Genomic DNA, 19,011 nt, shown 5'->3' on the forward strand with positions numbered 1-19,011 from the left:
CCTCACGCGTAGGCGAAATCCGCCGTCTTGCTGATCAGCACGGCCTTCAGCTTTTCCAGCGCCCGGTTCTCGATCTGGCGCACGCGCTCCTTCGAGATGCCGAGGAGAATGCCCAATTCCTCGAGCGTCGCGCCATTCTCGGCGAGGCGGCGGGCGCGGATGATCTTCATCTCGCGCTCGTTGAGCTGGCCGAGTGCCGAGTGCAGCCAGTGATGACGGCGTTCGCCGTCGATGCTGCCCTCGGCCTGCTCATCGGGCAGGGGCGCGTCGCTGGTGAGGAAATCAAGGCGGTTCGAGCCCTCGCCGCCCTCCCCTACAGAAAGCGGCGCCTGGAGGGAGACGTCGGAGGCGGAAAGCCGCGCGTCCATGGTGCGCACATCCGCCGTGCTGACCCCGAGGGCCGCCGCGATCTCCTGATGGATCGCCTCGCTCGTCAGATGGTCATCGCCGCGGGCGAGCCGGGCGCGAAGGCGCCGGAGGTTGAAGAAGAGCGCCTTCTGCGCGGAGCTGGTACCGCCGCGCACGATGGACCAGTTGCGCAGCACATAGTCCTGGATGGAGGCGCGAATCCACCAGCTTGCATAGGTGGAGAAGCGCACCTGCCGCTCCGGCTCGAAGCGGGCTGCCGCTTCCAGCAGGCCGATATAGCCCTCCTGTACGAGATCGCCGAGCGGCAGGCCGAAGTTGCGAAACTTGCCGGCCATCGAGACGACGAGGCGCATATGGGCCATGGCGATGCGATTGCGCGCATGCTGGTCGTGATTGTCCTTCCAGGCATGGGCGAGGGCCTGCTCCTCCTCCCTTTCCAGATAGGGGGCGGACATAGCGAGCTTGATCATGCGGCGGTCTGCGGTCGTCGTAGCCATGGCGGTCTCTCCACGTGAACCGAGGCGGCGAGAGGCACTATCTCTCGTCTGCGTGACGATGACGTTTCAGAGGAGCCTGCGGATCGCTCGAAAAGGGCTTCGAGCGAAGAAAGCGGCTGTTCCACTCCCGCGGCCGCCCGGAGCCGGTCGTCCTCGGGCGTTCAAACGGGTGCGGCGCAAAAAAGTTCCAATAAAAAACCCGGCTGTCGCCAGCCGGGCTTTAAATTTCGACGTTGCGCCCTAGATCAGGCCGCTTCGTCCTGCGAGTCGTCTTCCTCGATGGCCTTGCCGCGCTTCGGACCCTTGGCGAGGTTCGTCTCGACGAGACGAACGGCTTCGGTTTCCGACATCTTGTTCACGGCGGCGATTTCGCGGGCCATGCGGTCGAGAGCGGCTTCATAGAGCTGACGCTCGGAATAGGACTGTTCCGGCTGGTTCTCGGCGCGATAGAGGTCGCGGACCACTTCGGCAATCGAGATCAGGTCGCCCGAATTGATCTTGGCATCGTATTCCTGCGCGCGGCGCGACCACATGGTACGCTTCACGCGGGCCTTGCCCTGGACAACCTTCAGCGCGCGGTCGACGAAATCGGTCTCCGACAGTTTGCGCATGCCGATGGAAACGGCCTTGGCAACCGGCACCTTGAGACGCATCTTGTCCTTCTCGAAATCGATGACAAAAAGCTCGAGCTTCATGCCGGCGACTTCCTGCTCTTCGATGGCGACGATCTGGCCGACGCCGTGAGCGGGATAGACGATCGACTCGCCGGTCTTGAAGCCCTGGCGCGTGGAAGATTTCTTCTGCTGGGTCGTCATTCTATTCAAATACTCCCTGTTACGCTCCCCGGCGACGGCCGGGGTGGGTCCGGGGACCCGGGAAAGACGGGGGGCACCTTGGGGGTGTCACCACTGGTCCGTCCGCCATGCGCAAAAACGTCCCTTTCGACGCGATCACATTTGAGCAACCGAGGTTGCCTATGGGAGGTGAGCGACGTTGAGGGATCGTTAGCTTTCGTGGTGGTGTTCGGGCACGCAAAATGCCGCGATTTGGATCAGTATCCGGACCCTATCACAAAAAAGTGCCGAAATCAATAATTTGCTTCGCATGGGTCATCAAGCCTGCCCTATCGCGCTTTTCGCGCGAGCATGCTTTTTTCCCCAGCTTCGGTCATTGCCGCCCGGTGCCGGGCGATCGCGCCCGGCCGGCGGGGTCAGTCGCCCTGGCCGGGCTTCGGCGAGAAATACTGCTCGTACTTGCCTTCCACGCCGTCCATTTCCTTGGCTTCCGGCATCGCATCGCGCTTGATCGTGATGTTCGGCCAGACCGAGGCGAATTCCGAATTGATCTTCAGCCACTTGTCGAGGCCCGGCTCGGTATCCGGCTTGATGGCCTCGGCGGGACATTCCGGTTCGCAGACGCCGCAGTCGATGCATTCGTCGGGATGGATGACGAGAAAGTTCTCGCCCTCATAGAAGCAGTCGACGGGGCACACTTCCACACAGTCCGTGTACTTGCAGCGGATGCAGTTGTCGGTCACGACATACGTCATGCTTCACTCCAGAATCGTCATAAGGCGGCGGAGGCGGGGCCATCCGGCGCCGCAAAACCTGTCACGCAGTCGGCTTGCCGGACAGAAGAGGGCCGCGCTCGCGCAGGCTGTCCGGTGGCTGAGGTAAAGGCTTTGCAGGCGCTTTGCAAGCGTAATACATGCGCCGCCTGACGTGGGCGAGGTATAGAATTCTAATCCTCGTCGTCGCCGGGAAAAGCCTGGAGCCGGTCGGTTTCCCGGCGCTCCCGCTTCGTCGGCCGTCCGGCACCCCGTTCGCGCGTCGCCTGCGCAAAGAGATTGCGCTCCTCGCGGGGCGCTGGGGGCGGCGTCATGTCGCTGTAGAGAAGGCGGGCTTCCTCATAGGGGCCGCGGCGCACGCCGGGCTGGAGCACCTTGACCACCGCGTCGTGCCGGTCGAGCGAGAGGACGATAACGTCGCCCGGCCGCACCGCATGCGAGGGCTGGCGGACACTGACGCCGTTGACGCTGACATCGCCCGCCTCGACGGACTTCGCCGCGAGCGAGCGGGACTTGCGCAGCCGCGCGAAGAACAGCCACTTGTCGATGCGCTGTCGCGCCTGACCCGCGGGCTGTTCCTCGTTATGCGCCATCGGCCTACTTCTTCATCTGCTCCTTGAGCGCCGCGAGCTTGGCGAAGGGCGAATCCGGATCGATCGGCTTTTCCTTGCGGGGAGGCCGGGCCTCGAACTTCGCCTGCTGCGGCTTGCCGCCACGGTCGTTGCGCTCGCCGCGATCCGGGCGGTTGCCGCCCTGCGGCTTTCCGTCGCGGCCCTTGTTCTGGTCCGGGCGGCCGCGGCCGCCTTCCCGGCGCTCGCCACGCTCGCCGGCCGGCTGGCCGCGATGACGCTCGCCGCCGCGGCGTTCGCCCTGGCCCTGACGGTCGCCGTGGCGCTGGCCCTGACGCTGGTTGTCGTGGCGCGAGCCCGGACGCCAGAGGAGGACGGGCTTGGCCTCGGCCGGCTCGCCTTCGCCGGCCGCTTCCGCGACCGGGGCTTCCGCAGTCTCGGCAACGGGTGCCTCGGTGGCCGCAGCCGGAGCCTCGGTTGTCTCGACCGGGGCTTCAGCCGTCGCTTCGCCTTCGTCGGACGCATCGGCATCGTGTTCGTCGGAGGTCTCCGCGCCTGCTTCCGCCGGGGTCTCCGCAGCGGCGGCGGCCGGGGCCTGCGCGGCGAGGAAGGCGGCGGCCTCCTCGGCCTTCACGCTGTCGGCACGGTAGCCGAGACCCTTGAGGATCTCCTCCATGTCGTCCGGCGTCGCGCCGAGAATGGAGAGCATGGCGGTCGTCGCCATGAAGCGGCGGCCGTCATAGGCGCCTTCCGGACGCGGCGTGCCGGGCTTCCACTGCAGGAGCGGACGGATGAGGTCGGCAAGGCGCTCGAGGATGTCGATGCGCACGGCGCGCTTGCCGAGGAAACGGAAGCCGGCCAGCTTGTAGAAGGCACGCTCGTAGCTCGGATCGGTGACGACCGAGGTGCGGCCGGCGGCCAGCACCGGGATAAGGTCGCCGTAGCCCGGCTTGTCGAGGCCGTCGTTCTTCAGCGCCCAGAGCAGCGTGATGAGTTCGGCCGGAGCGGGCTTCAGCAGCGCCGGCATGAAGATGTGGTAGGCGCCGAAGCGGATACCGTGCTTGCGCATGGAAGCGCGGGCGTCCTGGTCGAGCGCCTTCACGTCGTCGGCGACGTCGCGGCGGAACAGCACGCCGAGGCTTTCCACGAGCTGGAAGGCGAGGCCCTTGGCAAGGCCCTGCAGGTCTTCGGCACGCGAAAGATCGTCCAGCGGCTTCAGCACGGTCGCGATGTGATGGTTCACGAAGCGCTCGATGCGGGCGGCAACGTGGTCGCGCGCATTGCCCGTCAGCTGCTCGTCGGAGAGCAGGATGACGCGCGGGCGCATGATGTGGTCGGAGGCCGAAAGGCGCGCGACGGGATCGCCGAGCCAGCGCACGGTGCCGTCCGAGCTCAGCGCGAGATCGGCATTGCCGGCGGCATGCAGGCGTGCGGCACGGGCCTCGAACTCCAGCGCGAGCGCCTTCTGCGCAGCCGCCTGCACGGCCTTCGCATCGGGGCCTTCCGTCCCGGCGGCCAGCGTGAACCGGAAACCGGCCAACTGCCCGACATGATGTCCCTCTACGAAGACATCGCCATTCACACTGATTTCAGCTTCCAGCATCGCATTCTCTCTCAGGCGCTTCATGAGCACAGATGTCCTGCGATCAACAAAGCGTTTCGTCAACCGTTCATGTAGCGCATCGGACAATCGGTCTTCGATTTCCCGCGTCTTTTCCTGCCAGTGTGTCGGATCGGCAAGCCATCCGGGCCGATTCGACACATAGGTCCAGGTCCTTATCTGCGCGATTCGTGCCGAAAGCGTGTCGATCTCGCCATCGGTCCGGTCGGCCCGGCGGACCTGATCCGCCAGAAAATCTTCGTTCACCGTGCCACGCTTTACCAGGTCCGCATAGAGCGTCGAGATGAGATCGGCATGCTGGGCGGGCGTGATGCGGCGATAATCGGGAAGCGCGCAGGCTTCCCAGAGCTTTTCGACGCGCTCGGGCGTCGTCGCAAGGTCCCGGACATCCGGGTAGCGCGAGAGATGGTCCAGCGCCTGCTGGTCGACGGCCGGCAGCGCCCGCGTCAGCCCGCCGATCGGCGGCGGCGCATCGAGCGACTGGCGCAGCGATTGCAGGGAGGAATAGTCGAAGCGGGTCGTGCGCCATTGCAGCACCTTCACGGGATCGAAATGGTGCGTCTCGATGCGCTTGACCAGTTCGTCGTCGAAGGGATCGACGCGGCCCGTCACGCCGAAGGTGCCGTCGCGCAGGTGCCGGCCGGCACGGCCGGCGATCTGGGCGAGCTCGGCCGGGTTGAGGTTGCGGAACTGGTAGCCGTCGAATTTTCGATCCTGCGCGAAGGCGACATGGTCGACGTCGAGGTTGAGGCCCATGCCGATGGCATCGGTGGCGACGAGATATTCGACGTCGCCCTCCTGGTAGAGCGCGACCTGCGCATTGCGGGTACGCGGCGAGAGCGCGCCGAGCACCACCGCCGCCCCGCCGCGCTGGCGGCGGATGAGTTCGGCGATGGCATAGACCTCATCGGCCGAGAAGGCGACGATGGCGGTGCGCTGCGGCAGGCGCGTGATCTTCTTCGAGCCGGAATAGAAGAGCTGCGACAGGCGCGGCCGCTCGATGACATGGATGCCGGGCAGGAGCTGCTCGAGGATCGGCTTCATGGTAGCCGCGCCGAGCAGCAGCGTCTCGTCGCGGCCCCTCAGATGCAGCACCCGGTCGGTGAAGATGTGGCCGCGTTCCAGATCGCCGGCAAGCTGCACCTCGTCGATGGCGACGAAGGCGGCGCGCGTCTCGCGCGGCATCGCCTCCACCGTGCAGACAGAGAAGCGCGCCATATGCGGCGTGATCTTCTCCTCGCCGGTGACGAGCGCGACATTGTGCTGGCCGACCTTCTCGACGAGGCGCGTATAGACCTCGCGCGCGAGAAGGCGCAGAGGCAGGCCGATAACGCCCGTCTCATGTGCCACCATGCGCTCGATTGCGTAGTGGGTCTTGCCCGTATTGGTCGGGCCGAGCACCGCGGTCACCCCGCGGCCGCTCAGGATCATGGGTGCTTGCGACAAGACATGCCCCGGCAGGTTTCAGTTTCGGGCTCACAGATGCCCATCGGGGCGGCCGATGGCAAGGGGGGAGGCGAAATAGGGCGGTTTTCCCGATGCTTTGCAAGAGTCTGGAACAGGGCGCGAACGAAACGGAGACGAATCGATGACTCTGGGTGATTCAGGGTTTGTTCACCTCTAGGGGTGGGCCGGCCCGCGGCAGAACCACGAAATGCTGAATCGGATCAACCGGTAAGGAGCCGCCCTGCTGGCCGGGGCGATCAAACGAGATGGTCGCGCAGATCCGCCCCGTCCCAGCCGCCGCCCGCCTCGTAGAGCGGAAACACCTCTTCCGTCAGATACGGTCCGCCGCCGACCGATTCCTTCGAGGACATCAGCACGAAGCGGTTCACGGTGAAGGGCGCGGTGTGGAAGTTTCCGCGGCCGGAGAGGTAGTGGGCGACGTCCTCGGTGCGGGCGTTGCGCAGGCGCGCGAGCGTGACGTGCGGGGTGAACTTGCGCGGATCGGCGGGAAGGCCGAGGCGCTGGCAGATGCGCTCGACCTCGCCCTGCAGCGCGTACATTTCCGGCGCCTGCGTGACACCGGCGAAAACCGAATGCGGCTTCTTCGAGCCGAAGGAGCCGATGCCGGAAAGCGCGAGCTGGAATTCCGGGCGCTCGATGCGGTCGAGCCGGTCGACCACCTCGTCGGCGGTGCGCCCGTCGATATCGCCGATGAAGCGCAGCGTGATGTGGAAGTTCTCGACGTCTATCCAGCGGGCTCCGGGAAGTCCGCCTCTCAGGAGCGAGAGGCTCATCGCCGCGTTGCGCGGCACTTCGAGGGCGACGAAAAGTCTCGGCATGGCGACTTCTCCCTGCTGGAAAGTAACGTCAGCGAATCACGCAACGGATTTTTGCGCAACCCTAATTTCGCACCCGCGAGAACTACTCCCCTGCCTTGATCGACTTGAGGAAGGTCTCGACCGTCGGCAGGATGGACTGGACCATGACGTCCACGCCCGCCGGGTTCGGATGCATTCCATCCTCGATCTGGAGGTTCGCCTTGGTGACGACCCCGTCGAGGAAGAAGGGATAGAGCGGAACACCGTGCTTTTCCGAAAGGCGTCCGTAGATGCCATTGAAGCGTTCGGCATAGTCCGCGCCCATGTTGGGCGGGGCGAGCATGCCGGCGAGCAGCACCGCGATGCCGCGCTCCTTGAGCCGCGTCAGCATGGCGTCGAGGTTCTTTTCGGTCTCCTCCGGCGCGATGCCGCGCAGCGCGTCGTTGGCGCCGAGCTCGAGGATGACGCCCTGCGTCCCGTCGGGGATCGACCAGTCGAGGCGGGCGAGGCCGCCGGAGGTCGTGTCGCCCGAGACGCCGGCATTGGCGATCTCGACCTCATGGCCCTTCGCCCGAAGGGCCGCCTCCAGCTTGACCGGGAAGGCGTCGGCAGCCGGAAGCTGGTAGCCGGCCATCAGGCTGTCGCCGAAGCCGACGAGCTTGACAGGTTCGGCGCGGGCCATGCCCGTGGATAACAAAGCTGTGATGGCAAGTGAGGCGAAAAATCCGAGCGCCGCTTTAAACGACATGATGCTGATCCTAGATTGCTGGCATTCCAGTCTTTTCCATACATATAGGGCAGAATTCCTTGGCCAGAACCATCATCGATCTGAAAAAAGCCGATCTCACCCTCGGACGGGCGGCCGCATCCGTGCATGTCCTCAAGGGGATCGACCTGACGATCGATGCGGGCGAATCGGTCGGCATCGTCGGGCCGTCCGGCTCCGGCAAGTCGACGCTGCTGATGGTGCTGGCAGGCCTCGAACGGCTGGACGGCGGCGAGATCCATATCGACGGCGCCGCCCTGCACGCGATGAACGAGGACAGGGTGGCCGATTTCCGCGGCCGCAATATCGGCATCGTCTTCCAGTCCTTCCACCTCATTCCCAACATGACGGCGCTGGAAAACGTCGCCGTGCCGCTGGAGCTGGCCAATGTGCGCGACGCCTTCGATATCGCGCGGCGCGAGCTGGAGGCCGTCGGGCTCGGCGAGCGCCTGTCGCACTATCCCGGCCAGCTTTCGGGCGGCGAGCAGCAGCGCGTCGCCATTGCCCGCGCGCTCGCGCCATCGCCGAAGCTGCTGATCGCCGACGAGCCGACCGGCAACCTCGACACGGAGACCGGCCGCCAGATCGCCGACCTCCTCTTTTCCAAGCAAGCCGAGCGCGGCATGACGCTGGTGCTGGTAACGCACGATCCGGCGCTTGCCGCCCGCTGCGGCCGGCAGGTCGCCATGCGCTCGGGCGAAATCGTCTCGGGCGCCGCGCCCCTGCGCGCGCTTGCCGAAGCGGTGCCGGCATGAGGGCCGGCGCGGTCCTCCGCCAGGTCCCGCTCGCCCTTCGCCTTGCCTTGCGCGAAATGCGCGGCGGCCTGAAGGGCTTCTACATCTTCCTCGCCTGCATCGCGCTCGGCACGGCGGCGATTGCCGGCGTCAATTCGGTGTCGAGCGCCATTACGCAGGCGATAGCCTCGCAGGGCCAGACGCTGCTGGCCGGCGACGTGCGCTTCGAATTCCGCAACCGCTTCGCCACGCCCGAGGAGCTGAACTATTTCGAGGGCCTCGGCGCGGTTTCCAGGACCACGGGCCTGCGCTCCATGGTGCGCCTGCCGGACGGCTCCGACCAGACGCTGGTGGAGGCGAAGGGCGTCGACGGCGCCTATCCGCTCTACGGCACGCTGGAGACCGAGCCGCAGAAGCCGGCCGCTGCGCTCTTCGCGAAGGATGGCGACGCCTATGGCGCGGTCGTCGCGCCTCTGCTGCTCGACCGGCTCGGCCTTGCCGTCGGTGACGAGATCCTGCTCGGCACGGCGAAGATCCGCATCGCCGCCACGCTCACCCGCGAGCCGGACGCCGTCTCTGAAGGCTTCGGCTTCGCCCCGCGCCTGATGCTGCCCGAGGAGGCCCTGCGGGCGAGCGGGCTGGTGCAGACGGGCAGCCTCGTGGAGAATGCCTATCGCATCCGCCTTGCGAAACCCGATCTCTCCCCGGCCGCCATCCGCGCGGAAGCCAACAAGGCCTTCCCGACGGCCGGCTGGTCGATCCGTACGGCCGACAGCGCGGCGCCGGCGCTGACCGCCAACATCACCCGCTTCTCGCAGTTCCTGACGCTGGTCGGCCTGACGGCGCTGATCGTCGGGGGCGTCGGCGTGGCGAACGCCGTGCGCGCCTATCTCGATTCCAAGCGCTCGGTGATCGCCACCTTCAAGTGCCTCGGCGCGCCGGCCTCGCTCGTCGCGCTCGTCTATCTCGCGCAGATCGCTCTGATCGCCTCGATCGGCATCCTGATCGGCCTTGCGGTCGGCGCCCTGATGCCGTCCGTGGCGATGCAGTTCCTCGGCGGCGTGCTGCCGGTATCGGCCAAGGCCGAGCTCTACCCCTCCGCGCTGCTGCTTGCCGCCGTCTTCGGCCTGCTGACGGCGCTCGCCTTCGCCATCATGCCGCTCGGCCATGCCCGCGAGGTGCCGGCCACCGCGCTCTTCCGCGAGCAGGGCTTCGAGGCGGGCCGCCTGCCGGGCTGGCCCTATATTCTGAGCGCTGCGCTCTTCCTTGCGGCGCTGGCCGGCCTTGCCGTCTACACGGCCTATGACCGCTACATCGCGCTCGTCTTCCTCGGCGCCATCGCCTTCGCCTTTGTCGTGCTCAGGGTCGTCGCCATGCTGATCACGGCGCTGGCGCGGCGCAGCCCGCGGGTCAATTCGCCGGCGCTCCGGCTCGCGGTCGGCAACATCCACCGTCCGGGCGCGCTGACCTCCTCCGTCGTGCTGTCGCTCGGCCTCGGCCTTGCCCTCCTCGTCACGCTGACGCTGATCGACGGAAACCTGCGCCGCGAGCTCACCGGCAACCTGCCGGAGCGTGCGCCGAACTTCTTCTTCGTCGATATCCAGGGCAGCGAACTCGACGGCTTCCGCGAAGTACTGAAGGCGAACATGCCGGAGGGCAAGATCATCGAGGTGCCGATGCTGCGCGGCCGGGTGATGGAGCTCGACGGTGTCGACGTCGCCAAGGTCAAGGTTCCGCCGGAAGGGCAATGGGTGCTGCGCGGCGACCGCGGCATCACCTATGCCAAGCGCGTGCCGGAAAACTCGACGCTTTCGGAAGGGACCTGGTGGCCGGAGGACTATTCCGGCGAACCGCTGGTGTCCTTCTCCACCGAGGAGGGCCGCGAGCTCGGCCTGAAGATCGGCGATACGGTGACCGTCAACGTGCTCGGCCGCAACATCACCGCACGCATCGCCAATTTCCGCAATGTCGAGTGGGAATCGCTGTCGATCAACTTCGTCATGGTCTTCTCGCCGAACACCTTCGCCAGCGCGCCGCATGCCTGGCTCGCCACCGTGATCGACCCGGGCGCGACGGCGGCGCAGGAGGCCGCGACGCTGAAGGCGATCACCAATGCCTATCCGACCGTCACCAGCGTGCGCGTCAAGGATGCGCTCGACGTGGTGAACGAACTGGTCGGGCAGCTCGCCACCGCCATAAGGGCGGCCGCCGCCGTCGCGCTGGTCGCCTCCATCCTCGTGCTCGCCGGGGCGCTCGCCGCCGGCAACCGGGCGCGCGTGCACGACGCGGTGGTGCTGAAGACGCTCGGCGCGACGCGGGCGACACTCATCCGCGCCTTCAGCTACGAATACCTGATGCTGGGGCTGGCAACCGCCGTCTTCGCGCTCTTCGCCGGCGGGGCGGCTGCCTGGTTCGTGGTGAGCCGCATCATGAAGCTGCCGTCGAGCTTCCTGCCCGACGTCGCGGTGATGACGGTCGCGACCGCGCTTATCCTCACCGTCGGCATCGGCCTTGCGGGGACCTGGCGCATTCTGGGGCAGAAGGCCGCGCCCGTGCTGCGCGAGCTCTGAAAAACGACCGGCCCGCACCCTCCGCCGAGGTTGCGGGTCTTGTGCGGAACACAATTCATGCTCATATTCACGTCAGGCAAGCTGGAGCCCCGCAGCGGCTGCCCGGAACCGCCCGCAAGGCAGGGACCGACACCGTAATCCCATGGGGCTTGAACCAAGAGGACAACATGGCTGATCTCCGCAATTACCAGACCCGACCGGCGGGCGCCCAGGCCGGCGCCGTCATCGACGAGGGCCTGCGCTCCTATATGCTTCGGGTCTACAACCTGATGGCGCTGGGTCTTGCGATCACCGGCCTCGTGGCGTTCTTCGCTTCCCAGGCCGCGATTTCCGGCGGCCAGCTCACGGCCTTCGGCCAGGCGATCTATCTGAGCCCGCTGCGCTGGGTCGTGATGCTCGCCCCGCTCGCGCTGGTCTTCTTCCTGAGCTTCCGCATCCACACGATGAGCGTTTCGGCCGCACAGACGACCTTCTGGGTCTATGCCGGCCTGATGGGCCTGTCGCTGTCGTCGATCTTCCTGATCTACACCGGCGCCAGCATCGCGCAGACCTTCTTCGTCTCGGCCGCCGCCTTCGGCGCCCTGTCGCTCTACGGCTACACGACGAAGCGGGATCTCTCCGCGATCGGCTCGTTCCTGGTCATGGGCCTCTTCGGCCTGATCATCGCCTCGCTGGTCAACCTGTTCCTCAAGTCCTCGGCGCTCGACTTCGCGATCTCCGCGATCGGCGTTCTGGTCTTCGCTGGCCTGACGGCGTGGGACACGCAGAAGATCAAGGAAATGTACTTCGAGGCCGACGACGTCGCCATGGCCGGCCGCAAGGCCATCATGGGCGCGCTGACGCTCTACCTCGACTTCATCAACCTCTTCCTGTTCCTGCTGCGCTTCCTCGGCAATCGCGACTGATGCCAGCAGGCCGGATGGCCGATGAAAAAACCCCGCCGGAAACGGCGGGGTTTTTGTTTGCGCATCCGGAAGGCGCGACCGGCAACCTTGCCGTTTATTCGGTGATGATCTTGAACTTGTCGCCCGGCTTGACCGTGCTCGTCGCGGTCATGGCATTGATCAGCCGGAAGAGATCGAGCTTGCGCTCCGTCCCCATCATGCGCGCCGAGAGCGAGGCGATCGTATCGCCGGGGCGGGCGGTGACGACGCGCACGCGCAACGGCTTCAGCGAGGCGGCTTCCTCCGCGGTCAGCTTGCGGAACGAGTTCCTGAGGATCGCCGCCGTCGGCTCCAGCGCCTTGGAGCCCGTCGGCACCGCCGTCAGGAAGCGGTAGATCTGGTTGTCGATGCGCACGACGGTGACGTCGAATTCCCAGCGGTCGGCGGCGGCCCGCGCGGTCGCGCCCGGCAGGCCGTTGATCGACACCGGCCGGATCGTCTCGGGCCTGAGGCCCGTCACCCAGCCGCTCGAAATGTAGTTGACGAGATCCTGTCCCTTGCTGTCGGCGACGCCGTCGAAGCGGATCGCGACGTCGCCGGGACCGGTCGCCAGAACCGCATCGGCCTTGTTGTCGATCTGGAAGCCTTCCGGCACGTCGAAACGAATGCCGAGCTTGCCGTGCAGGAAAGTCTGGCCGCGCACATAGCCCTCTTCCGGCGCGTCGCCGTAGAGAAGGCCGTCGATACCGGCGAGATAGTAGTCGCGGCCGCGGTCGCCGACCGTGCCCTCCGCCCCGAAGGCGCGGGCATGCAGGCGCGCCAGCTCGACCCGCTGCGGCGCGTTCGGATGGCTCGACAGGAAGTCGAGGCTCTGGTCGGCCTCCGGATCGACTGCGGTGAAGCGGGCATAGCCGGCCATGGAATCGAGGAAGCGTGCGGCCGCATAGGGATCGTAGCCCGCCTCGCCCAGCATGCGCACGCCGATGACGTCGGCCTGGAGCTCCTGGTTGCGCGAGAAGGCGGCAAGGCGCAGCTTGCCGCGCGCCAGCGCCTGCTTGCCGGCAATGTTGCTGGACAGCACCTCGGCGACGACGCGGCTCGCGATGACCTCGGCCTCCTCCTTCTTCTGCCGCTCGATGCCGTGGTTGGCGGTGACATGCGCCATTTCATGCGACAGCACGGCAGCGACTTCCGAAGCGTCGTTGGCGAGCGCCAGCAGGCCACGCGTCACGTAGAGATAGCCGCCCGGCAGCGCGAAGGCGTTGATGGCCGGCGAATTGAGGATGGTGATGCGGTAGGACTGGTTCGGGTTTTCCGAAACGGCCGTCAGCGCGCCGGTGATGCGGGCGACGAGCCGCTCGGTCTTGGCGTCCTTGTATTCGCCGCCGTAGCTCGCCACGATGCGCGGATGCTCGCGGGCGCCCATCTGGGCGCGCGGATCGTTCTTCTGCACCTCTTCGACGATCTGCGGATTGGAAGAGGGCGAGATCGTCGGCTCATAGCTCTGCTCGATGAGCGACTGGCAGCCCGAAAGCAGCGTGCCCGCGAGCAGCAGGGCCGCGACGGGTCTCACGACCCCGCGCCCGGATACCATTGCAGCTCCCTGCGTCGCTTTCGCCATGTCTCTTGCCCAAGCCCCTGAATGGGTTCGCGCCCGTGCCACAGCCTTCGGCCGCGGCGCGAGCGCGCATCGCCTTCGAACGGATGAGATAGACGCGCCATACCCGGCCGGCAACTCCCGATTCGACAAACGGTTTTCCTGTGGCTCCGGTGACACAGGGGGGCGACCAAATTGTGGCGTCTACTCCGGTCAAATCGCCCCGCCCCGCGTTAAAGGCCGGAACGGCCGAGGAATTTTGCAACGGGAGGTGGTTCGAGGCGTGCAAGGAAATCCGCCGCCGGCGCATCGAGGAGGATCGAGCCGGCCTCCAGGAACAGCACCCGCTCGGCAAGGCGGCTGATATCCTCGGGCTGGTGGGTGATGAAGAGGAGCGTGCTCTTCGTCTCGGCATGAAGCTCGGCGATCAGCCGCGCCATGTCCGCCCGCATGGCCGGGTCGAGCGCGGCGAAGGGCTCGTCGAGCAGCAGGATCGGCCGGCGGCGCACCAGCGCGCGGGCGAGCGCCACGCGCTGCCGCTCGCCGCCGGAAAGCGAGCCCGGCTGGCGCTTCTCGTAGCCGGCAAGGCCGACGCGGGCGAGCGCGGCGCTGACATTTTCACGGCCAGCCGCATCCAGCCTCAGGCCCGGATCGACGCCGAGGCCGATATTGTCGGCGGCGGAAAGGTGGGCGAAGAGGTTGTTGTCCTGGAAGACGATGGAGACCGGCCGCTCCGCCGGATCGCGGCCGGCCATATCCTCGCCGAACAACCTCACGCTGCCGCTTGCCGGCTTCTCGAAACCGGTGATGACGTTGAAGAGCGTCGACTTGCCAGCGCCCGAGGGGCCGGCGACGGCGACGGCGGCCCCTGCCGGAATGGCGCAATCGAAGGCGAGGCTCTTTTCCGCGAAGCGCACGGTGACATCGGCAAGGGAAATGGCGGGATCAGGCATCGGAGCCGGGTCTTTCGGTTTGGCGCTCGGCGGCGGTCGAGGGCAGCGTCAGCAGCAGGCATAGCACGCCGAGGATCAGCGCGATGCCCGCGGCATCGGCCGTGCGGTAGCTCGCCATGCGGGAATAGAGCAGCCAGGGCAGCGTGACGAAGCCCTCCGCGCCGAAAATGGCGACGGCGCCGAGATCGCCGAGCGACAGCGCCATGGCGAAGGCGAAGGCGGTGAGGAAGGGCTTTTTCAGCGCGGGCCAGTCGATGCGCAGGAAGCGCCGCCAGCCGGTGACGCCGAGGCTGAGCGCAAGGCGCGCGGTGCGGGAGAGATGCGTGCGATAGGCGGGCTCCAGCACGCGGATGACGAAGGGCAGCGCCATCAGCGCATTGAGCACGGTGACGACGAAGGGCGCGAAGCGGCCCGTCTCGCCGAAGGTGCGCAGCATCAGGAACCAGCCGGTTGCGACGACGACCGGCGGCACGAGCAGGATCAGCGAGCCGACCGCCGGCAGCGCGCGGCCCGTCAGCCGCGTGGCGCCGCCGCCGTCACCGCTTTCGGCAAGGCGTGGCACCAGCACGACGGGAAGGGCGACGGCAAGGCTGAGGGCGGCGGAGGCGAGCGAGATGGCAAGGCTGGTGGCGAGCGCGCGGTGGAGCTGCGCATCGGCAGCCAGCCTGCCGAAATCGGCGGCAAGGCCCGAGACGAGAATGGCGGCGAGCGGGGCGGCGGTGAAGAGCGTGAAAAGGAGGATGACAAGGCCATCCGGGACGCGCCGCCGACGGCCGTCGAAACGGCGGATGGCGCGGCCGGCGGTCATGCCCTCCTCCGGCGGACGGCCGAAGAGCGAGATGAGCCAGAGCAGCGCCGCCGTCACCGCGATCTGCAGGAAGGCGAGCAGCACGGCGCGCTCAGGATCGAAATCGAAGCGCAGCGCCTGGTAAATCGCGACCTCGATGGTCGTGGCCGCCGGCCCGCCGCCGAGGGTGAGCACGATGGTGAAGCTCGTCGCGCAGAGCATGAAGACGAGGCCGGCGATGCCCGGCAGCACGCGGCGGATGACCGGCCATTCGATGAGCCGGAAGACCGCACCTGACCCCATGCCGAGATTGGCCGAGGACAACCAGTATTCCGGCGGAATGCGGTCGAGCGCGGCGAGCATGAAGCGTGCGGCGAGCGGCAGGTTGAAAAAGACATGGGCGATGAGGATGCCGGCGAGCCCGTAGACGCTGACCGGGCTTTCGAGGCCGGCAAGGCGCAGGAGATCGTTGACGACGCCCTGCCGCCCCCAGATCCCGACGACGCCGAGCGCGGCGACCAGCGCCGGCAGGCCGAGCGGCACGACGGAGAGGCGAACGATCCAGACGCGGCCGGGAAAGGTCCGCTGCCGGGCAAGCGCCCGGGCGACAGGAATGGCGAGCAGGACGGAGAGCAGCGTCGAAAGCGCCGCCTGCATCAGCGTGAACCGGGCGACGCGGCCGATATAGGCATCGAGCAGCGGCGCACCGCTGCCGCCGCCCGCATGGGCGAGCAGCACGGCGGTCGCCGCGCCGACGAAGACGAGCACGCCGCCGAGGGCAAGGCCCCCGGCGATATCCAGCATCCGTCGTTCGGCGCGGGCGAAGATCATCCTATTTCGCGCTCATCGCGCCGAGCCATTCGTCGATCCAGGCCTTGCGGTTCGCCGCGACCTCGTCGGACGGCATCAGGAAGGTCTTTTCCGGCTTCACCAGCGCGTCGAAGGCGGCCGGCAGCGGATCGCGGGTCTTGGCGGCGGGCATCATCCAGTTGGTTTCCGGGATGATCGACTGGAAATCCGGCCCCGTCATGAAGGTGAGGAACTGCCGGGCGAGGTCCTTGTCATGGGAGGTGCGCGTCAGGCCGGCGACCTCGATCTGGATGTAATGACCCTCGGAGAAGGCGGCGGCCTTGTAGCGCTCGGTATTCTCCGCGATCACATGATAGGCCGGCGACGTCGTGTAGGAGAGCACCATCGGCGCCTCGCCCTTGGTGAAGAGGCCATAGGCTTCCGACCAGCCGGGGGTGACGGTCAGCACGCGGTTCTTCAGCTTTGCCCAGGCTTCCGCCGACTTGTCGCCATAGACGGATTTGACCCAGAGCAGCAGGCCGAGGCCGGGCGTCGAGGTGCGCGGGTCCTCGATGACGATCTTCTGCGACGGGTCGCCCTCGACCAGTTCCTTGAGGCTTGCCGGCGGGGTCTTCAGCGCCTCGGTATCGTAGACGACGGCGAAGTGGCCGTAGTCGTAGGGAAGGAACGTGTCGTCGGAGAAGCCGCCCGGAACGGTGAGGCCTTCCGGCTTCAGGCCGTGCGGCTCGAAGAGACCGGTCGCCTTGGCTTCCGAGATCAGGTTGGTGTCGAGACCGAGCACCACGTCGGCCTTGGTGCCCTCGCCCTCCAGCTTGAGGCGGGTCAAAAGCTCGACGCCATCGGCGACGCCGACCCATTCGACCTTGCAGCCGCAGGTCTTTTCGAAGGTCTCCTTGACCTTCGGCCCCGGGCCCCATTCGGCAACGAAGCTCTCATAGGTGTAGACGGTCAGCGTCTTTTCCTGCGCGAAGGCGGGAAAGGCGAGGGTTGCGGCGAGCACCGCGATGGAAGAAAGAAATGCCGCGCGCATCAGCGCCTCCTTGTCTGGTCACAAACGGGAATAGGGCGCTGGATTGAGCCGTCTAATCCCTCCGCCGGTACGAGCCGGATCAGGTTCTTCGGGTTGGCAAACGCCTCTCAGCCGGCAGGTCAAAAACCCGCGGGGCACCCCGTTAGAGCGAAAGAAGGCATAATCCCGCGCGCTTCGGCGCGCAAGGGGTGGAGGCGGAAACCGTGTGACGGAAGACGGCCCTGCATGGGGCTGCCCCTCACCCTAACCCTCTCCCCGCAAGCGGGGAGAGGGGACTTGCCCCACGAACGGTTGCTGATTGGGGAAAACGGCGCGGCATATCCCTTCGCCCCGCAGCCAAGGAGAAGGTGGCCGGCAGGCCGGATGAGGGGCGAGCGCTCCCGCGATTACCCAACCCTTTTGAGAGTTATCAGCCGCCCGCAGCGGGCGTCCCGAGCGCCTTCTCGATGGCCGGATAGAGCCCGCCCTTCAGGCTCTTTTCATCGAACGGACCGACCCGCTTGTAGAGGATCGTCCCATCCGGCCCGACGAGATAGGATTCCGGGATGCCGTAGACGCCCCAGTCGATCGCCATCTTGCCGACGGGATCGAGGCCGATGGCCGAGAAGGGATTACCGAGCTCGCCGAGGAAGCGCAGCGCATTTTCGCTGCCGTCCTTGTAGTTGACGCCGACGACGGTAATGCGCGGGTCCTTCGACAATGCCAGGATGACCGGATGCTCCTGCCGGCACGGCACGCACCAAGAGGCCCAGAAATTGACGAGCGTCAGCTTGCCCTTACCCGTCTGCGCCGTCAGTGCCGGGACGGGCGCGCCGTCCTTCGTGGCGCCGGCGAGCGGCTCGAGATCGCGGAACGGCGCCTTGGTACCGATCAGCGCGGAGGGGATTTCCGAGATGTCGCGGCCGGAATTGAGCTGCGTCCAGAAGATCAGCGCCAGGCCGAGGAAGATTGCCAGCGGCAGCGCGGCGAGGATCAGGCGCGTGCGCTTGCCCGCGCCCTCGGCATTGCCTTCGCTCTCGCTCATGGATTGCCCTCGCTGCGCGCCGAACGGCGGCGGATGCCGGCAGCTTCGAGCTGCTCGATCTCGCGGCGGCGGCCGCGATGGTCGATGAAGACCCAGAGCACGAGACCGAGCGTGACGGCGAAGGCGGCGATGTAGGACACCGCGACGTAGAAGGTATGGCTCATGCGGCGCCTCCCGCGCGGCCGGCGGCGCGGGCTGCATGGCGGCGCAGCACCGCGATGCGGCGGCGCAGGATCTCGTTGCGCATGGCGAGGATATGCAGCGTGAAGAACAGCATGGTGAAGGCGACGGCCATGATGAGGAGCGGCCAGAGGAATTCCGGGTCGATGGTCGGCCCGCCCATGCGGATGACGCTCGCCGGCTGGTGCAGCGTGTTCCACCACTCGACCGAGAACTTGATGATCGGGATGTTGACGAAGCCGACGAGGATCAGCACGGCGCTGACCTTGGCGGCACGCGTCGGATCGTCCATGGCACGGCCGAGCGCGATGAGGCCGAGATACATCAGGAAAAGCACGAAGACGGAGGTGAGCCGCGCGTCCCACACCCACCAGGTGCCCCACATCGGCTTGCCCCAGAGCGAGCCGGTGATGAGCGCGACGAGCGTGAAACAGGCGCCGATAGGCGCGGCGGCCTTGGCCGAGACGTCGGCGAGCGGATGGCGCCAGACGAGCGTGCCGAGCGCCGAGAGCGCCATGACCGAATAGCACATCATGGAGAGCCAGGCGGCCGGCACATGCACATACATGATGCGCACCGTCTCGCCCTGCTGGTAATCGCCCGTCGTGGTGAAGGAGAGGTAGAGCCCTGCCGCGAAGAGACAGAGCGTCAGCCCGGCAAGCCAGGGCCAGACGATGGCGACCAGCGCCAGGAACCGCGTCGGGTTGGCGAGGTCGCTGAATTTGCGGATGGCAAGGCTCGGTTCGTTCATGATGGTTCTTTAACGCGGAAGCACCCGGTCTTCAATTG

At 66.8% G+C, this 19,011-nt stretch carries 17 protein-coding genes and 1 riboswitch; of the genes, 3 read left to right on the top strand and 14 right to left on the bottom strand.

The annotated features are described in order from the left end of the window. Positions 1-2: 2 nt before the first annotated feature. The 7 genes from ShzoTeo12_RS15320 to ShzoTeo12_RS15350 all read right to left on the bottom strand — a co-directional run bounded on the left by ShzoTeo12_RS15320 (position 3) and on the right by ShzoTeo12_RS15350 (position 7,635). A complete protein-coding gene (locus tag ShzoTeo12_RS15320) occupies positions 3-866 on the bottom strand; it encodes an RNA polymerase factor sigma-32 (RefSeq protein WP_318910238.1) in 864 nt (287 codons plus the stop codon). A 245-nt stretch (positions 867-1,111) separates the two neighbouring features. Beyond that, positions 1,112-1,681, bottom strand: coding sequence for a CarD family transcriptional regulator (locus ShzoTeo12_RS15325; protein ID WP_119257839.1), 570 nt, complete (start codon positions 1,679-1,681; stop codon positions 1,112-1,114). Between the two features lie 395 nt (positions 1,682-2,076). Beyond that, positions 2,077-2,415: a ferredoxin FdxA gene (gene fdxA, locus ShzoTeo12_RS15330; protein ID WP_119257840.1), complete on the bottom strand. Its 339-nt coding sequence runs from the start codon at positions 2,413-2,415 to the stop codon at positions 2,077-2,079. Between the two features lie 191 nt (positions 2,416-2,606). After that, positions 2,607-3,026, bottom strand: a complete 420-nt coding sequence (locus ShzoTeo12_RS15335; RefSeq protein ID WP_318910239.1) for an RNA-binding S4 domain-containing protein — start codon at positions 3,024-3,026, stop codon at positions 2,607-2,609. 4 nt (positions 3,027-3,030) lie between these two features. After that, on the bottom strand, positions 3,031-6,054 hold the full coding sequence (locus tag ShzoTeo12_RS15340; RefSeq protein WP_318912462.1) for a helicase-related protein: 3,024 nt from the start codon (positions 6,052-6,054) through the stop codon (positions 3,031-3,033). A 272-nt stretch (positions 6,055-6,326) separates the two neighbouring features. Then, positions 6,327-6,908 (bottom strand): RNA 2',3'-cyclic phosphodiesterase, encoded by a 582-nt coding sequence (gene thpR / locus ShzoTeo12_RS15345; RefSeq protein WP_119257844.1) that lies wholly within the window; start codon positions 6,906-6,908, stop codon positions 6,327-6,329. 82 nt (positions 6,909-6,990) lie between these two features. Then, complete coding sequence (locus ShzoTeo12_RS15350) at positions 6,991-7,635, bottom strand: arylesterase (protein ID WP_318910240.1); 645 nt, start codon at positions 7,633-7,635, stop codon at positions 6,991-6,993. Between the two features lie 59 nt (positions 7,636-7,694). Here ShzoTeo12_RS15350 and ShzoTeo12_RS15355 point away from each other — a divergent pair, with 59 nt between their 5' ends. The 3 genes from ShzoTeo12_RS15355 (at position 7,695) to ShzoTeo12_RS15365 (ending at position 11,862) form a co-directional block, all read left to right on the top strand. Continuing rightward, entirely contained in the window at positions 7,695-8,408 is a 714-nt protein-coding gene (locus ShzoTeo12_RS15355) for an ABC transporter ATP-binding protein (RefSeq protein WP_318910241.1), read from the top strand. After that, positions 8,405-10,957 carry an ABC transporter permease gene (locus tag ShzoTeo12_RS15360; RefSeq protein WP_318910242.1) on the top strand — a complete coding sequence of 851 codons (2,553 nt, stop codon included), beginning with the start codon at positions 8,405-8,407 and terminating at the stop codon, positions 10,955-10,957. The genes ShzoTeo12_RS15355 and ShzoTeo12_RS15360 overlap by 4 nt, the downstream gene beginning before the upstream one ends. Before the next feature lie 167 nt (positions 10,958-11,124). After that, positions 11,125-11,862 (top strand): Bax inhibitor-1/YccA family protein, encoded by a 738-nt coding sequence (locus ShzoTeo12_RS15365; RefSeq protein WP_119257848.1) that lies wholly within the window; start codon positions 11,125-11,127, stop codon positions 11,860-11,862. Between the two features lie 94 nt (positions 11,863-11,956). Here ShzoTeo12_RS15365 and ShzoTeo12_RS15370 read toward each other — a convergent pair whose 3' ends face one another. The 7 genes from ShzoTeo12_RS15370 to ShzoTeo12_RS15400 all read right to left on the bottom strand — a co-directional run bounded on the left by ShzoTeo12_RS15370 (position 11,957) and on the right by ShzoTeo12_RS15400 (position 18,973). Then, positions 11,957-13,435 (bottom strand): M48 family metalloprotease, encoded by a 1,479-nt coding sequence (locus ShzoTeo12_RS15370; protein WP_119257849.1) that lies wholly within the window; start codon positions 13,433-13,435, stop codon positions 11,957-11,959. A gap of 236 nt (positions 13,436-13,671) precedes the next feature. After that, complete coding sequence (gene thiQ, locus ShzoTeo12_RS15375) at positions 13,672-14,391, bottom strand: thiamine ABC transporter ATP-binding protein (RefSeq protein ID WP_318910243.1); 720 nt, start codon at positions 14,389-14,391, stop codon at positions 13,672-13,674. Next, the gene (gene thiP / locus ShzoTeo12_RS15380) at positions 14,384-15,982 is read right to left on the bottom strand and encodes a thiamine/thiamine pyrophosphate ABC transporter permease (RefSeq protein WP_318912463.1); all 1,599 of its coding nucleotides are present in this window, start codon (positions 15,980-15,982) and stop codon (positions 14,384-14,386) included. Before thiP ends, thiQ begins: the two co-directional genes overlap by 8 nt. Before the next feature lie 28 nt (positions 15,983-16,010). Continuing rightward, positions 16,011-17,018, bottom strand: a complete 1,008-nt coding sequence (gene thiB, locus ShzoTeo12_RS15385) for a thiamine ABC transporter substrate binding subunit (RefSeq protein ID WP_318910244.1) — start codon at positions 17,016-17,018, stop codon at positions 16,011-16,013. 39 nt (positions 17,019-17,057) lie between these two features. Continuing rightward, positions 17,058-17,170: riboswitch (TPP riboswitch) on the bottom strand. 257 nt (positions 17,171-17,427) lie between these two features. After that, positions 17,428-18,042, bottom strand: coding sequence for a DsbE family thiol:disulfide interchange protein (locus ShzoTeo12_RS15390; protein ID WP_318910245.1), 615 nt, complete (start codon positions 18,040-18,042; stop codon positions 17,428-17,430). Further along, on the bottom strand, positions 18,039-18,206 hold the full coding sequence (gene ccmD, locus ShzoTeo12_RS15395; protein ID WP_313194824.1) for a heme exporter protein CcmD: 168 nt from the start codon (positions 18,204-18,206) through the stop codon (positions 18,039-18,041). Before ccmD ends, ShzoTeo12_RS15390 begins: the two co-directional genes overlap by 4 nt. Continuing rightward, positions 18,203-18,973: a heme ABC transporter permease gene (locus ShzoTeo12_RS15400; RefSeq protein ID WP_119257854.1), complete on the bottom strand. Its 771-nt coding sequence runs from the start codon at positions 18,971-18,973 to the stop codon at positions 18,203-18,205. Before ShzoTeo12_RS15400 ends, ccmD begins: the two co-directional genes overlap by 4 nt. Positions 18,974-19,011: the final 38 nt, after the last annotated feature.

Source organism: Shinella zoogloeoides (genome assembly GCF_033705735.1).
Taxonomy (GTDB): domain Bacteria; phylum Pseudomonadota; class Alphaproteobacteria; order Rhizobiales; family Rhizobiaceae; genus Shinella; species Shinella zoogloeoides_A.